Origin of the sequence: Streptomyces sp. NPDC059743, from assembly GCF_042732975.1 — a bacterium.
GTDB lineage: Bacteria > Actinomycetota > Actinomycetes > Streptomycetales > Streptomycetaceae > Streptomyces.
The window spans coordinates 144116-158116 of sequence record NZ_JBHWGS010000003.1 but is presented as its reverse complement, the minus strand read 5'-3'; the positions used below and the strand labels follow the sequence as shown (position 1 = coordinate 158116).

Genomic DNA, 14001 nt, shown 5'->3' with positions numbered 1-14001 from the left:
GAGCCCATGACGGAAGCCATGGAATATGACGTTGTGGTGCTGGGCGCGGGACCGGTCGGTGAGAATGTCGCCGACCGCACCAGGGCCGCCGGACTGAGCACGGCGGTTGTGGAGAGCGAACTGGTCGGCGGCGAGTGTTCGTACTGGGCCTGTATGCCCAGCAAGGCGCTGCTGCGCCCGGTGCTGGCGCGCGCCGACGCGCGCAGGCTGCCGGGGCTGAGCCAGGATGTGAGCGGCCCGCTGGACGCGTCCGCGGTCCTCGCGCGCCGCAATGAGTTCACCGCGAACTGGAAGGACGACGGCCAGGTCGCATGGCTCGAAAGCGTGGGAGCGACCTTCGTACGCGGTTACGGCCGGCTGGACGGCAAGAGAAGAGTCGTGGTCACGGGCCCCGACGGCGAGGAGCGGGTGCTGACCGCGCGCCATGCCGTCGCCGTGTGCGTGGGCAGCCGGGCCGTACTCCCCGATCTGCCGGGACTCGCCGATGCCAAGCCCTGGACCAGCCGTGAGGCGACCAGCTCCCAGCGGGTCCCCGGGCGCCTGGTGGTCGTCGGCGGGGGAGTGGTGGGTGTGGAGATGGCCACCGCGTGGCGGGCGCTCGGCTCGGAGGTCACCGTGCTGGTGCGCGGGGACGGTGTGCTGCCGAGGCTGGAACCGTTCGCCGGTGAGCTGGTGGTCGAGGCGCTGACCGAGGCGGGCGCCAAGGTCCGTACGGGAGCGACGGTCGCCGCGGTCGAGCGCGACGGCGGTACCGGCCCGGTGACGGTCGTACTGACGGGCGGCGAGCGGATCGAGGCCGACGAGGTCCTCTTCGCCACCGGCCGGGCGCCGCGCACGGACGACATCGGTCTGGAGTCGGTGGGCCTCGATCCGGGCTCCTGGCTGACGGTGGACGACAGCTGCCTGGTCGACGGGAGCGACTGGCTCTACGCGGTCGGCGATGTCAACCACCGCGCTCTGCTGACCCACCAGGGCAAGTACCAGGCCCGGATCGCCGGCGCCGCCATCGCGGCCAGGGCCGCGGACTCGGCCGTACCGGTCTCCGGGCCCTGGGGCCCGTACGCCGCGACCGCCGACCACGGCGCCGTTCCGCAGGTCGTCTTCACCGACCCGGAGATCGGCGCGGTCGGTCTCAGCCTCGCCGAGGCCGAGCGGGCGGGCCACCGTGTCCGCGCGGTCGACTACGAGATCGGCAATGTGTCCGGCGCGGCGCTCTACGGCGACGGCTACCACGGCCGTGCCCGCATGATCGTGGACCTCGACCGCGAGATCCTGCGCGGTGTGACGTTCGCCGGACCGGGAGTCGGTGAGCTGCTCCACTCGGCCACCGTCGCGGTTGTCGGCGAGGTGCCGATCAGCCGTCTGTGGCACGCGGTCCCGTCGTATCCCACGATCAGCGAGGTATGGCTGCGGCTGCTGGAGACCTACCGGGACGAGTGACCGCCGCCCGGACCGCTCAGGTATACAACGCTCAGGTATACAACGCGGCGCGCCCGCCGCCTGGATGGCGGCGGGCGCAAGAGCGGTCGGCTTATTACGGGTTATTACGGGACCGATGTGTTACAGGATCGATGTGTTACGGGACTATGCGGAGGAGCTTGTTGGGCGAACCGGTGCCCGGGTTGCCCACCACATTGGACGTGGCGCCGTTCACCAGGGCCGTGGCCACCTGGGCCGGAGTGGCCGTGGTGTGCCCGGCGAGGTAGACGGCCGCCGCTCCGGCCACATGCGGTGTGGCCATCGAGGTGCCGGAGATGGAGCTGCTCGCCGTGTCCGAGGTGTTCCAGGCACTGGTGATGGCGCTGCCCGGCGCGAACAGGTCGACGCGCGTACCGTAGTTGGAGTAGCTGGCGCGCGCGTCCGTGCTGGTGGTCGCGCCCACGGTGATGGCGTCGGCGACGCGGGCCGGCGAGTAGTTCTGGGCGTTGAGCCCGTTGTTGCCGGCGGCGACCGCGTAGGTCACACCGCTGTTGATGGAGTTCTGCACCGCGGTGTCCAGCGCGGCGTTGGCGCCACCGCCGAGGGACATGTTCGCGACCGAGGGACCCGAGTGGTTCTGGGTCACCCAGTCGATGCCCGCGATGACCCCGGCCGTGGTGCCGGAGCCCGCGTTGTTGAGCACGCGCACTCCCACGATCCTGGCCTTCTTGGCCACGCCGTAGACGTTGCCCGCCACATTGGCCGCCACGTGCGTGCCGTGGCCGTTGCCGTCCTGCGCGGTGTTGTCGCCGTCGACGGCGTCGTATCCGTACGAGGCCCGGCCGCCGAAGTCCTGGTGCGTGATACGGACTCCGGTGTCGATGACAAAGACCGTGGTGCCCTGGCCGGCCGTGTCGGGGTACGTGTACTGCTGGTTCAGCGGGAGCGCGGCCTGGTCGATCCGGTCCAGGCCCCAGGACGGCGGGTTGGTCTGGGTGGCGAGCGCGTGCACCTCGCTGTCCTGGAAGACCTTGTCCACGGCCGGGTCGGCGGCCAGCTTCCGCGCCTGCTCGGGCGAGAGGTTCGCGGCGTAGCCGTTGAGGGCCGCCGTGTACGTGTGCTCGACCGTGCCGCCGTACTCGGCCACGACGCTGCGGCCCGCGGCCGAGGCGGACTTGAGGCCGGCCGTCTCCTTCAGGGTGACGATGTAGCTGCCCTGTACCGCGTCCTTGGCGCCGGCGCCGATGACGGTGCCGACGGTGGGGGCCGCCTGGGCGGGGACGGAGACGGCGGCGAGAGCCGCGACCGCCGCGGTCGCGGTGACCGTAGCCGCGATCCGTGTCCTGGTGGTACGCATCCTTGCCATGTGAGGGGTCCTCCTCAACGTGGTGCGCGGGGGTGCGTGCGCAAATGTGGGGGACGCATACGGATGTATGCGCAAGGGGGTGCGGGTGATTCCGGCACCGCCTGTGCGAGAACGATCGCGGAGGGTGCGGGCCGCCGACAAGACGGTCTGAAGCCATGTCATCGACATGACATGGCCATGCAATGACTTGGCAATGACGCCACGTCAAGAACCGTGCCGCTCAAGGGACCCGAAAGGTCAGGCGCCTGTGGTGGAGCCCGGGCGGATGATCATGAGGACGGTCACGGTGGCCCAGAGGAGATTGAAGATCCCGGTGACCATGGCCAGTCGGGCGGTCGCCCGGCGTCCCGCCGGTTCTGCGGCGGCCGTCTCCTTGACTGCCTCGGTCGTCTCAGCCGCCTCGATTCCGGTCAACAGGGCTTCCTGGCGTGGCAGTACGAGCGCGCCGAGGGCGACGGCCGCGAGTGCGGTCAGGACGATCGAGACGATCAGCCAGGTGTCACCGAGTACGCCCATCGAGCTCGCGGTGGCGAATCCGAAGACCGGCACCGTCAGACCGATGACCGCGTAGACACGGCAAATTCGGTGCAGCAGACGCACCCATGCCATCGCCTGCCGGTCGCCGGGATCGGCCAGCGCCCGGCGGACGGTCGGCGGGAACATGCTGGCGGCCACGGTGACCGGTCCGATCGCGACGATCGCGGCCAGAACATGAACGGCAAGAAGGAATTTCGTCACAGGTGGGGTGCTTTCTCAGGCGTACGTCTAAGGGCGGGGCGGGGCAGGGCGGGATACGGAGGGCTCCCGCGCGGGAGGCCGTACCCGACGTTAGGCGTGGGCACCGCGGTCCAGTAGTGGCTTGAGTGCCAGGATTCAACGGGTTCTCGCCAGGTGCCGCAAGCAGGATGAAATCGGACATGAGGTCGGCGCGGTACGGGCACAGTGCAGGCACAGCGCAGGCACATCACCGAGCCGCCCTCGCTCCCGCGCGCTTGGCCGTAATCCGTTCCTCGCATAGCCTCTCGCCATGCACACCGTGGCCGTACTCGCGCTCGAACAGGTCGTCTCCTTCGACCTCGCCACTCCCATCGAGGTGTTCTCCCGTACGCGTCTGCCCGACGGCCGCGCCGCCTATCGCGTGCTGATCTGCGCCGCCACGGAAGAGGTCGACGCCGGTCCGTTCGTACTGCGCGCGCCGCACGGTCTCGACCGGCTGCGCGAGGCGGACACGATCATCGTCCCGGGCACGCTGGAGCACGCCGGGCCGGTCCCCGACGCCGTGCTCGACGCGCTGCGCGAGGCCGCGGCGGACGGCACCCGTATCGCCTCCATCTGCGCCGGCGCCTTCGTGCTCGCCGCCACCGGACTCCTCGACGGGCTGCGCGCCACCACCCACTGGATCGCCGCCGCCCGTCTCGCGGCCCTCCATCCAGAGATCGCCGTCGATCCCGATGTGCTCTATGTGGACAACGGACAGTTCCTCACCTCGGCCGGAGCCGCCGCCGGACTCGATCTCTGTCTGCACATGGTCCGCAAGGACCACGGCTCCGCCGTCGCGGCCGACACGGCCAGGCTGTCGGTCATGCCACTCGAACGCGAGGGCGGCCAGGCCCAGTTCATCGTCCACGCCCAGCCGCCCACACCGTCCGGATCCGCCATGGAGCCGCTTCTGAGCTGGCTGGAGGAGAACGCGGACCAGGAGCTGACCTTGGAGGACATCGCCGCACGGGCCAGGATGAGCAGCCGTACGCTCAGCCGGCGCTTCCGCGAACAGACCGGCACCACGCCGCTGCGATGGCTCCACCGTGCCCGGATCCGCCGCGCCCAGTACCTCCTGGAAACCACCACCCACTCCGTCGACCGCATCGCGTCCCAGGCCGGATTCGGCTCACCCACGGCCTTCCGTGAACGCTTCAAGCGCGTCGTCGGCACCAGCCCGCACACCTATCGGCGCGCCTTCCGCGGCTCCGCGGGCTGAGCGCCGCCACCTGAGTCCTCGGAGCCCCGCGTGGCGCCCGGGACCCGAGTGGCGCGAAGGTTGAATCGTGCGATCAATATGCCATCCCCACATACCAGTTGCTGTGGCAGACTGCCCGAAAACGGTGGTGTTGCTCGGGGGTGGGACATGAGCGAACCGCGGTCTGCCCCGACGATCGGGCAGCTCGTCCTCAGTAGGCAGTTGCGTGCCCTGCGCGAGAAGGCGGGGCTGAGCAGGGAGCAGGCCGGCAAGCTGCTGCGGATCACCGCGGCCACCATCCGGCGGATGGAGACGGCCGAGGTCGGGCTCAAGATCCCGTATCTGCAGATCCTGCTGCCCGCGTACGGAGTGTGCGAGGCGGAGACCGAGATATTCCTGCGGCTGGCCGAGGAGGCGAACGAGCCGGGCTGGTGGCAGCGTTTCCATGACGTACTCCCGGAGTGGTTCAGCGGTTACGTCAGCCTCGAAGAGGCCGCCACGACCATGCGCGTCTACGAACCGCACTTCGTACCGGGTCTGCTCCAGACCGAGGAGTACGCCCGCCAGGTGCTGACCACGGGCGCGCTGGGACGGACGGCCGACTCCGAACGGATAGAGCGCCATGTCTCCCTGCGCTGCCAGCGTCAGGCGCTGCTCACCCGCCCGGACGCGCCGGCCTACTGGGCCGTCCTGGACGAGACCGTCCTGCGCAGACCCGTCGGCTCCGCGGCGGTGATGCGGGCGCAGATCGACCGGCTGATAGAGGCGACCGAGCAGCCCAATGTGACCATCCAGATAGCCGAGTTGGATGCGGGACACCATCCCGGGACGTACAGCCCGTTCGTACTGTTCCGCTTCGATGTTCCCGAAGTGCCCGACATGGTTTATATCGAGTATCTGACGGGCGCGCTCTATCTGGACGAGGCGGGCGAGGTCGCCGAGCACATGGAGGCGATGGACCGGATGGTGGCCCACGCGGAGCCCGCGAGCCGCACCAAGGAGCTACTCACCGTTCTCCGCAAGGAGTTCTGAGCCCGTTCCGAGGCAGTTCCGGCGCAGTTCCGACCTGGTCCTGCCTCAGTTCCGACCGTACCCACGGCCGTCTCGCTGCCGGGCACCCTGATGTCCAGTGCGCGAGATCACGTTGACCTCGGGTGATGTTCCTGGGGAGGGTTGGCTGTGTGAGCCATGCACCCATATCCATCGGCCGGAACGCGCAGTGCGGGGAGTACTGACCGGATTCGCGGTCATCGCCGTGGTGATCGGCGTCGGCTATCTGATGGGACGGCGCGGACATCTCGGCGAGAACGGGCGTGAGGTGCTCACCAGGCTCGCCTTCCATGTGGCCACGCCCGCGCTGCTGTTCACCACGCTCGCACAGGCGGAACTGTCGGCGGTCCTCTCCAGCCGGCTGCTGGTCACCGCGCTCAGTACGGCCGTCGCGGCCGGAGCGTTCGTGGCGGTCGCCGTGGTCCGCCGCTGGGACGTGGGCCGCACCACGATCGGAGCGCTCTGCTCCAGCTATGTCAACGCGGGCAATCTCGGGATTCCGATCGCCGTCTATGTCCTCGGCGACGCCTCACTGGTGGCTCCCGTCCTGCTGTTCCAGCTCATCGTGGTCACACCGATCGCCTTGACGGTGCTCGATCTGGCCGGAGCCGGAGCCGGAGCAGGGACCGGAGCGGGAGCAGGGACCGGAACCGAGGCCGGGCCCAGGAAGAAACTCTCCTTCGCGCAGCGGCTGATCACTCCGCTGCGCAATCCGGTCGCGGCCAGTTCGCTGTGCGGAGTGGCGGTGGCGGCCACGGGCTGGACGGTGCCGGGACCTGTGCTGGATCCGCTGGTCCTGATCGGCAACATGTCCGTTCCCGCCGTGCTGCTGGCCTTCGGGATATCGCTGCACGGGAGCGCCCTGCCGGGCCGTGGTCCCGACCGCCACTCCGTGCTGCTCTCCGCCGCCCTGAAGTCCGCGGGCCAGCCGCTGGTGGCCTGGATGCTGGGAGCGTGGGCCTTCGGACTGCACGGCGCGGCCCTGCTCAATGTCGTGGTGACCTCCGCCCTGCCCGCCGCCCAGAATCTCTACACCTACGCCTCGCGCTACAAGGTCGCAGAACGGCTGGCGCGGGAGTCGATCCTGCTCTCCACACTCCTGTCGATCCCGGCCCTGGTGGCGGTGGCGGCACTGCTCGGCTGACGTACGGCCGGGCGCGCGCGTAACGGGAACGCGCGTAACGGGCGCACGCGTAAAGGGCGCAGCCGGTCATGACGGCGGTAGCGGCCCGGACCGGCCCATACGTACCGCGAACGGGCAGACGGCGTTCAGTTGTCAGCCATCGCCGCGCCATGGCTGATCAGAACAGTGCGGCTGACACAGATGTACAGCGCAGGGAGTTCGACATGAGCACAGCAGACAATCGCGGCAAGCCGGCGAGACGGGCGCTGCTTCAGGCGGCGCTCGCGGTGCCGGCCGCCGGGGCGGCGGCGACGTTCCTCGACACGGCGTCGGCGCAGGCCGACTCGGGTGCCTACGGGCGGTTCGACGGCGTCAGCCCCCGGTTCGCGTTGGCCGTCCTTCCCGACACCCAGTACCTCTTCGACGCCGACAGCTCCGACCCGGCGCCGCTGCGCGAGACCTTCCGTTACCTCGTGTCCGAGCGGAAGGAGGCCAACATCGCGTTCATGACGCACCTCGGTGATGTCACGGAGCACGGCACCCGCGACGAGATCGAGCTGGCCGCCGACACCTTCCGTACGCTCGACGGCAAACTGCCCTACAGCGTGCTCGCGGGCAACCACGACATCAACGGCTCCGACGACCAGCGCGGCGACTCCGCCTATCTGAGGGCCTTCGGACCGGCGCGCTACGCGTCCATGCCGACCTACGGCGGCTCCTCGCGCGACGGCTACAACAGCTACCACGTGGTGAGCGCCGCCGGACGCGAGTGGCTGGTCCTCGCCCTGGACTGGCGTGTGTCCGACGCGGGCCTCGACTGGGCGCGCTCGGTGCTCGACCGCCACGCGACGCTGCCGGCCATTCTCACCACCCATGACATCGCCTCGTCCGGCGACGACGGCAAGGCCCAGCTCTCGGGCAACGGACAGCGGCTGTGGGACGGTCTCATCCACGGCAACGACCAGATCTTCCTCGCGCTCGGCGGTCACTACTGGCCGCCCGGCCGTACCGTCCTGACCAATGACGCGGGCCATGACGTCCATGTCCACATCACCAACTACCAGGACCGCTACTACGGCGGTGCCGCGATGATCCGGCTGTACGGTTTCGACCTCGCGCGCGGTGTCATCGACGTCGAGACGTTCTCGCCCTGGTTCCTCGCGCGCGATCCGGAGAAGCGGACGCCGCTGGAGGCCGAGACGATCGAACTGACCGGTCCCACCGACCGGTTCAGCCTCGACATCGACTTCGACACCCGGTTCGCCGGCTTCGACCAGTCCGTACCGCCGACGGCCCGCCCGGCCTCCGCCGTGATACCGCGCGGGACCGTCGCGTACTGGCGCTTCGACTCCGCCGGGCTCGGCGGCGGCGCCGGCACGGCGGGCGCGCCCGTGGCCGACGGAAAGGTCGCGCGCGATCTGACCGGCAACGGCAACGACCTGACCGTGAGCCGGCTGCACTCCAGCGGCGCCGACGCGCTCACCTGGTCGAACGAGCACCACGAGGGCCAGCCGGCCCACGCGAGCCTGCGCTTCGACGGCGGCAAGTCCCCGGACCGCGGCGCCATCCTCACCACCTCCGCCAACGCACCGCTCAACAGCACGAAGTTCACCTCGGGTTACACCATCGAGACCTACATCAAGCTGCCGGAGCCCTTCGAGGGCGATCACGCCTGGATGGGCATCCTGAGCTGGGAAGGGCGCAACAGCGAGGCGGGCAAGACCACCGGCTGGTCGCCCGACGAGCCCACGTGCAGCCTCAACATCTCTCCGGAGCGGTTCATCCAGTTCGTCGTCTACGCACACCGCCAGGACGCCGATCCCACCTCATGGAGCCACGCCCTGCCGGTCGGACGGTGGACGCACATCGCCGTCGTCAACGACGGACACCGTACGGTGATCTATGTCGACGGCTCGAAGATCGCCCGTAATCCCACGCAGGAGTCGACCGGTATCGCCACGCTCGGCAAGCCCTTCGTCATCGGCGGGACCCAGTTCGACGAGAAGTTCGGCCAGGGCTTCTACGGCTGGGTCGGCGACACCCGCATCGTGGAGCGGGCGCTGAAGCCGAAGGAGTTCCTCACGCCGTACGAGTAAGCACGCCCGTAGCCACACCCGCGCCGCCGCGGACGAGGGTCCGGTCAGGACACCTCGCCGCGGCGGCGTCTGCGGTTGCCCAGACCCGCGTGCACGCCACGACCTCGCCGCCAGCGGTGGGTGAGCAGCAGAAAGACCGTGGCGAGTACGGCGAGCGCCAGGGCGACGACCGCGACGAACTTCTCGTCGTACCACCGCGGTTCGTACATGTTCGGGAACGGTCCGAGCGTGCCGACATCGATGTACCGGTACACGAACAGCAGCGCCAGACCTCCGGCGGCGACGCACCAGGCGAAGAGATCACTGATCAGCCGGTGCCAGACCAGGATGAGCAGGGCCGCCAGCGCGGACAGAGCGGCTTCGATACGGAAGAGCGTGCCCTGGCTGATGTTCTCGGCGACGAGGTCGTAGCGAGGAGCGAGATCGGCGTGGACATAGGCGTTCACCGCCAGGGCGAGGGCGGCCAGCAGCCGGGCCGCTCCCCGCAGCACACGGAGCTTCCGTCCGCGCTGGGGGGATACGACGGACGTGCCTGATGACATCGCTTCTCCTGTCTCACCGGTGGCCAGAGGTTTCGAAGGCGTGGATGGAGGTCAGTAGAGACCGCCGGTGTCCTGCTGCGGAGTGGTGTTCCTGTTGCCCGCGGTGTCGACGACGTACCACCTGTGGTGGAAGGAGATATCGCCCTGGCCATTGGTGTCGCCGGGCTTGTGGTCGTCCTCGAACGTGTACAAGGGATGGCCGTTGTACGTGACCTGCCGGGCGCCGTCGGCACGGACGGCGACGGCCAACAGACGCTTCTCGACTCCGCCGCCGCCCGCGGTCGCCCCTGTCGCCACGGTCAAGGGAGGCCAGATCTTCGCGCAGGGCCCTGTACAGGTGGAGGCGTTCTTTCCGTCTCCTTCGAAGAGATAGAGAGTCCGGCCCGCGCCGTCGACCAGGATCCGTCCGAGCGAGGTGGACCGCGCGGACACCTCGTCCCTGTCCACGCCGGGCGAGGACGCGTCCGCCGCGAGGCCGTCCCGTGCCTCGGACCGTGCCACCGAGGAGCCGCCTCCGCCGCTGTCGGCACAGCCCGTCACCGCCGCGACGCAGAGCAGCGCCACGGCCATGACACCGGCCGTGCTGGACGTGCTCCCCATCGAGGCTCCTCCGATCCGGCCGTCCCATGGGCGGCACACCGACCGCCCGGTCGGGGCCGCACCCTCCACTACACGGCACCTCCGGGCCCCGGGCCACCGGACAGAGCCGTCCGACGTACCTCGCCGTCGTCCTCGGCGTCGCTTTCGTCTCAGCCCTCGCCGTCGCCCTCGCTCCGGTCTTCGCGACCGCTCCCGGTCGGCTTCGGTGCCCTGTTCGACGCGTGGCCGATCCTCGTTCTCGGCTGAATGATTGTCCGACACATCCGGCACATCGGGCACCTCGCTCCCCGTACGATCCGTTCCACGACCGGGCCGCAGTAAGGAGCTTGACGCCGTGAAAGCAGTACAGACGGGCGCGGGGAGCGGGCCCGCGCGGAGTGGAGGACGCCCGCGCCCGCGGTCTCCGCTCCGCCGGATCGGACGCTGGATCGCCGTGGCCACCGCCCTTCTGGTGCTGGGCACATCGGGCGCCGGCGGCTGGCTGTACACCCGGCTCAGCGGCAATATCCAGGGCGCGGGCGTGGACGACGCGATCGGCGACAACCGGCCCAGCGCCACCCTGGGCGGCGAAAACATCCTGGTCATCGGCTCCGACAGCCGTAAAGGCGCGGGAGACGGCTACGGCCGAGGGCTGACCAGCATGCAGTCCGACACCTTGCTGCTGCTCCATGTCGGCGGCAGCGGGAAGTGGGCCACCATGGTCTCCTTCCCGCGTGACTCCTGGGTCCGGATCCCGGCCTGCGACCAGGGCGACGGCACCTTCTCCGTACCGCACCACTTCAAGATCAACGAGGCGTTCGCGATCGGCGGTTCCACCGGCGACACCGGCAAGGCCGCCGCCTGCGCGATCAAGACCGTCGAACAGAACACCCGTGTCCGCATCGACCACTTCCTCGTCGTGGACTTCCGCGGATTCACCGGCATGGTCAACGCTCTCGATGGAGTCGAGATCTGTCCCGAGCGGCCCATCCATGACAGAAAGGCCCATCTCGATCTCCGCGCGGGCTGCCAGACGGTGAAGGACAGCGAGGCCCTCGGCTATGTACGGGCCCGCTACAGCCTCGGCGACGGCACAGACATCGGCCGTATCGGCCGGCAGCAGGAGTTCATGCGGGCGCTCGTCGCCCGGGCCAAGGCCAAGCTCTACAACCCAGGTGCGCTGTACGGTTTTCTCGACTCGGCCACCGGATCACTGACCACCGATCCCGAACTGGCCGGACTCAAGCCGCTCCATGAACTGGCCTCCGGCCTCAAGGCACTGCCCACCGACCGGATTTCCTTTCTGACCGTGCCCAACTACCCACGGGAGCGGGACGTGCCGAGCGACCGGGCCAATGTCGTCTGGAACGGGCCTGCCGCCCAGCGGCTGTTCACCGCCCTCACGCTCGACCGGGAGATGACCGCGGCCCAGCTGGCGGAGACGGCCCGTCAACTGCCGCCCGCGGCGGCCACCGTCGCGGTGACCGTGCTCAACGGTACGGGCGTGACCGGCAGGGCCCGGGAGACGGCCGACCGGCTGAGGGCGCTCGGCTTCCGGATCAGCGGCACCGGCAACGCGCCCGCACCCGCCCAACGCACCACGCTCACCTACCCGGAGGGCCTCGCGGACCAGGCCAGGGCGCTCGCCGCGCACCTCCCGGGCCTGGTGCCCATACGGTCGGCCCAGGCCGCGCCGGGCATGGTGACGCTCACCATCGGTCCCGATCTGCCGGAGGTCACCGGATGAGCAGTGAGAGCAGCGTCCCGTAGGCGCTCTGGATGAAGCGCTGGTCGGCGGAGGGTGCGGTGTTGGCCAGAGCGACCACGGCGGTCCGGTGCCGAGGACTGAATCCGGCGAACGCCGTGAAACCACGGGTGCCGCCCGAGTGGTGATAGACATCGCCGTCCGGCCGGACACGGATGTTCCAGACGAGCGCCAGCCGTCTGGTGCCTCCGCGCAGCGCGAGCCGTGGACGGACCACATCCGCCAGCGCCGTACGCAACGGCGCGGGCAGCGGTACGGAACCGTCGCGGGCCGGAGCGTCCGGCGAGGTGCCGACCGGAGTGTCCGGCGAGGCATCGAACGAGCCGCAGGACGAGGCATCGAGCAGGGCGTCGAGCAGCGTCAGCAGATCGCCGGCGCTGGAGCGGACCGCGCCCGCTCCGGCGAGACCCGGGATCCGCCAGGGCGGCCGGGCGCGGCCGTGCCAGTAGCCGGTGGCCTGTCGAAGGCCCGGCGCACAGCCGGTGCGGTGCAGCCCGAGCGGCTCCAGGACCCGGTCCGCCAGCAGCTCCCCGTACCCCAGCCGGCCGGGGACCGCACGGCCGAGGAGATGACCGAGCAGCCCCACACCGAAGTTGGAGTACCGCACCCGCTCGCCGGGCCGGGCGGATGGACGGGTCCTGGCGAGCGCGCGCAGCAGATCGTCGGTGCGGAAACCGGCGTACGGATTGCTGAACCAGCGCGGCGCCGCACCGGCGAGCAGTCCGGGAGGCAGCCGGGGCAGCCCCGAGGTGTGCGTGGCGAGATGGAGCAGTGTGATCGGCCCGCCGCGCGGCGCGGGAACGGAGCCGGGCGGCAGCAGCCGGGTGAGGGGATCGCCGTACGAGACCTCACCGCGCGCGGCCAGTTCGGCGAGCAGCAGCGCGGTGAAGCACTTGGTGAGCGAGCCCGTCTCGAACCGGGTGTCGGCCGTGACCGGAGCACCGCCGTGCGCGGTACTGCCGTAGGTCATGACGGCCCGCCGCTCGCCCTGACGGATCGCGACGGCCACACCGCTGGCGCCGCGCGCCGAGGCGGCGATGGCCGAGGCGGGACCGTGGGCCCACTCCGGCCGTCGCACCGCCCGGTCGTGGGCCGTCGGCGCATACGCCGTTCCCGTCGCTCCCGATGTCATGGACGGGCGCCGAGGGTACGGGAGAGGGCGAGCGTACCGGCGACCGCGGCGACCACAGTGGTGTGGTGGTGCGCCGCGAAGCGCTCGCCGGGATCCTCGCTGACGGGGTGTCCGTCGCGGGGCATCAGCCCGTCCTCGTGCTGGAGACGGGCCAGTCGCTCCCAGTCCGCCGGATCGCAGTACGGATCGGGCAGCGAACTCCCGACGATCATAAGCTCGGCCACCAGATCCCACTCGCCGATCTCGGCCCAGATATCGATCCAGGCGGGCAGCCAGTCGGCGAGATAGCGGGCCGACTCGACGGGCAGACCGGCCGGAGTACGGCCCCAGTCGGTGAGATGGAAGACGGTGTGCGTCATGTTGTAGGCGGTCATCCAGTCGATGAGCCACGGTTCGGGAAATGAGCCCAACCAGGTGGCCTCGGTCAGCGCGGCCCAGTCGACGGCGCGGTCGTCGCCCTGGTCGAAGCCGCCGACGCGGGCGGCGTTGGCGATCGCCAGCCGCCGGTTGGGCATCACCTCGACGGCGCGGGCCGAGCGGAGCGAGGTGGTGTGTGTGAGCAGCCGGTCCAGCGCCTGGTGGCGGTAGCCGCTGCGGGCGAAGTGGGCGTAGGTCTCCAGCGGGTCACTCATCATCGGATAGCGCAGCAGCCGTTCATGGAGCATGGCTCCGGCGCCGAGCTGCTCCCAGCTGAAGTCGAGCAGTTCACGGGCGAGCCGCAGTTCGACGGTGCCGGCCACCGCCTCGCGCAGGACGAGGGATGCGGCGAGAGCGGTCTCGCCCAGCGGCTTGTACACGCTGTTGGGCTCGGCGAGTTCGGCGGTGGTGCCGGGCGGCAGCGCGCCGTGCTCACGGTGGGTGTGGAGCCAGGTCAGCGCCAGGGAGGTGATCCGGTGGGCGGCTTGTGCGACGGACATCGGCATGGCGGGATCTCGGTCCGATCGGGTGACGATCACTCAGACAAGGTCTGTT

12 protein-coding genes are annotated in these 14001 nt (G+C 70.0%); 6 read left to right on the top strand and 6 right to left on the bottom strand.

Going from position 1 to position 14001, the window contains the following annotated elements; all coding sequences use genetic code 11:
- The first annotated feature begins 6 nt into the window (after nt 1-6).
- Nucleotides 7-1440 (top strand): dihydrolipoyl dehydrogenase family protein, encoded by a 1434-nt coding sequence (locus tag ACFV6H_RS06455; RefSeq protein ID WP_385539212.1) that lies wholly within the window; start codon nt 7-9, stop codon nt 1438-1440.
- A 136-nt stretch (nt 1441-1576) separates the two neighbouring features.
- Here ACFV6H_RS06455 and ACFV6H_RS06450 read toward each other — a convergent pair whose 3' ends face one another.
- Nucleotides 1577-2785: a S8 family peptidase gene (locus tag ACFV6H_RS06450; protein ID WP_384975026.1), complete on the bottom strand. Its 1209-nt coding sequence runs from the start codon at nt 2783-2785 to the stop codon at nt 1577-1579.
- Between the two features lie 237 nt (nt 2786-3022).
- Nucleotides 3023-3523, bottom strand: coding sequence for a DUF2269 family protein (locus ACFV6H_RS06445; RefSeq protein WP_385539209.1), 501 nt, complete (start codon nt 3521-3523; stop codon nt 3023-3025).
- Nucleotides 3524-3812: 289 nt separating this feature from the next.
- On the opposite strand from ACFV6H_RS06445, the gene ACFV6H_RS06440 reads away from it, so the two are divergent.
- The 4 genes from ACFV6H_RS06440 (at nt 3813) to ACFV6H_RS06425 (ending at nt 9011) form a co-directional block, all read left to right on the top strand.
- Entirely contained in the window at nt 3813-4763 is a 951-nt protein-coding gene (locus tag ACFV6H_RS06440; protein WP_385539207.1) for a GlxA family transcriptional regulator, read from the top strand.
- Between the two features lie 147 nt (nt 4764-4910).
- Nucleotides 4911-5774: a helix-turn-helix domain-containing protein gene (locus ACFV6H_RS06435; protein WP_384975023.1), complete on the top strand. Its 864-nt coding sequence runs from the start codon at nt 4911-4913 to the stop codon at nt 5772-5774.
- A 187-nt stretch (nt 5775-5961) separates the two neighbouring features.
- Nucleotides 5962-6936, top strand: coding sequence for an AEC family transporter (locus ACFV6H_RS06430; RefSeq protein ID WP_385539205.1), 975 nt, complete (start codon nt 5962-5964; stop codon nt 6934-6936).
- A 203-nt stretch (nt 6937-7139) separates the two neighbouring features.
- Nucleotides 7140-9011: a LamG-like jellyroll fold domain-containing protein gene (locus tag ACFV6H_RS06425; RefSeq protein ID WP_385539203.1), complete on the top strand. Its 1872-nt coding sequence runs from the start codon at nt 7140-7142 to the stop codon at nt 9009-9011.
- Nucleotides 9012-9055: 44 nt separating this feature from the next.
- On the opposite strand, the gene ACFV6H_RS06420 is transcribed toward ACFV6H_RS06425, so the two are convergent.
- Together ACFV6H_RS06420 and ACFV6H_RS06415 are read right to left on the bottom strand one after the other, a co-directional pair.
- Complete coding sequence (locus ACFV6H_RS06420) at nt 9056-9553, bottom strand: hypothetical protein (RefSeq protein WP_384783972.1); 498 nt, start codon at nt 9551-9553, stop codon at nt 9056-9058.
- Between the two features lie 51 nt (nt 9554-9604).
- Nucleotides 9605-10153: a hypothetical protein gene (locus ACFV6H_RS06415; protein ID WP_385539201.1), complete on the bottom strand. Its 549-nt coding sequence runs from the start codon at nt 10151-10153 to the stop codon at nt 9605-9607.
- Nucleotides 10154-10580: 427 nt separating this feature from the next.
- Here ACFV6H_RS06415 and ACFV6H_RS06410 point away from each other — a divergent pair, with 427 nt between their 5' ends.
- On the top strand, nt 10581-11879 hold the full coding sequence (locus tag ACFV6H_RS06410) for an LCP family protein (protein ID WP_385539765.1): 1299 nt from the start codon (nt 10581-10583) through the stop codon (nt 11877-11879).
- Here the strand turns inward: ACFV6H_RS06410 and ACFV6H_RS06405 are convergent.
- On the bottom strand, nt 11869-13029 hold the full coding sequence (locus ACFV6H_RS06405) for a serine hydrolase domain-containing protein (RefSeq protein ID WP_385539199.1): 1161 nt from the start codon (nt 13027-13029) through the stop codon (nt 11869-11871). The two genes, ACFV6H_RS06410 and ACFV6H_RS06405, sit on opposite strands and share 11 nt — an antisense overlap.
- Nucleotides 13026-13952, bottom strand: coding sequence for a DUF6895 family protein (locus ACFV6H_RS06400; RefSeq protein WP_385539763.1), 927 nt, complete (start codon nt 13950-13952; stop codon nt 13026-13028). Before ACFV6H_RS06400 ends, ACFV6H_RS06405 begins: the two co-directional genes overlap by 4 nt.
- Between the last annotated feature and the right edge of the window lie 49 nt (nt 13953-14001).

Bases quoted from the DNA above. Each gene is read 5' to 3' on its own strand.
- ACFV6H_RS06455 (WP_385539212.1), top strand. From the start codon at position 7: ATGACGGAAGCCATGGAATATGACGTTGTGGTGCTGGGCGCGGGACCG.
- ACFV6H_RS06450 (WP_384975026.1), bottom strand. From the start codon at position 2,785: ATGGCAAGGATGCGTACCACCAGGACACGGATCGCGGCTACGGTCACC.
- ACFV6H_RS06440 (WP_385539207.1), top strand. From the start codon at position 3,813: ATGCACACCGTGGCCGTACTCGCGCTCGAACAGGTCGTCTCCTTCGAC.
- ACFV6H_RS06435 (WP_384975023.1), top strand. From the start codon at position 4,911: ATGAGCGAACCGCGGTCTGCCCCGACGATCGGGCAGCTCGTCCTCAGT.
- ACFV6H_RS06425 (WP_385539203.1), top strand. From the start codon at position 7,140: ATGAGCACAGCAGACAATCGCGGCAAGCCGGCGAGACGGGCGCTGCTT.
- ACFV6H_RS06420 (WP_384783972.1), bottom strand. From the start codon at position 9,553: ATGTCATCAGGCACGTCCGTCGTATCCCCCCAGCGCGGACGGAAGCTC.
- ACFV6H_RS06415 (WP_385539201.1), bottom strand. From the start codon at position 10,153: ATGGGGAGCACGTCCAGCACGGCCGGTGTCATGGCCGTGGCGCTGCTC.
- ACFV6H_RS06405 (WP_385539199.1), bottom strand. From the start codon at position 13,029: ATGACATCGGGAGCGACGGGAACGGCGTATGCGCCGACGGCCCACGAC.
- ACFV6H_RS06400 (WP_385539763.1), bottom strand. From the start codon at position 13,952: ATGCCGATGTCCGTCGCACAAGCCGCCCACCGGATCACCTCCCTGGCG.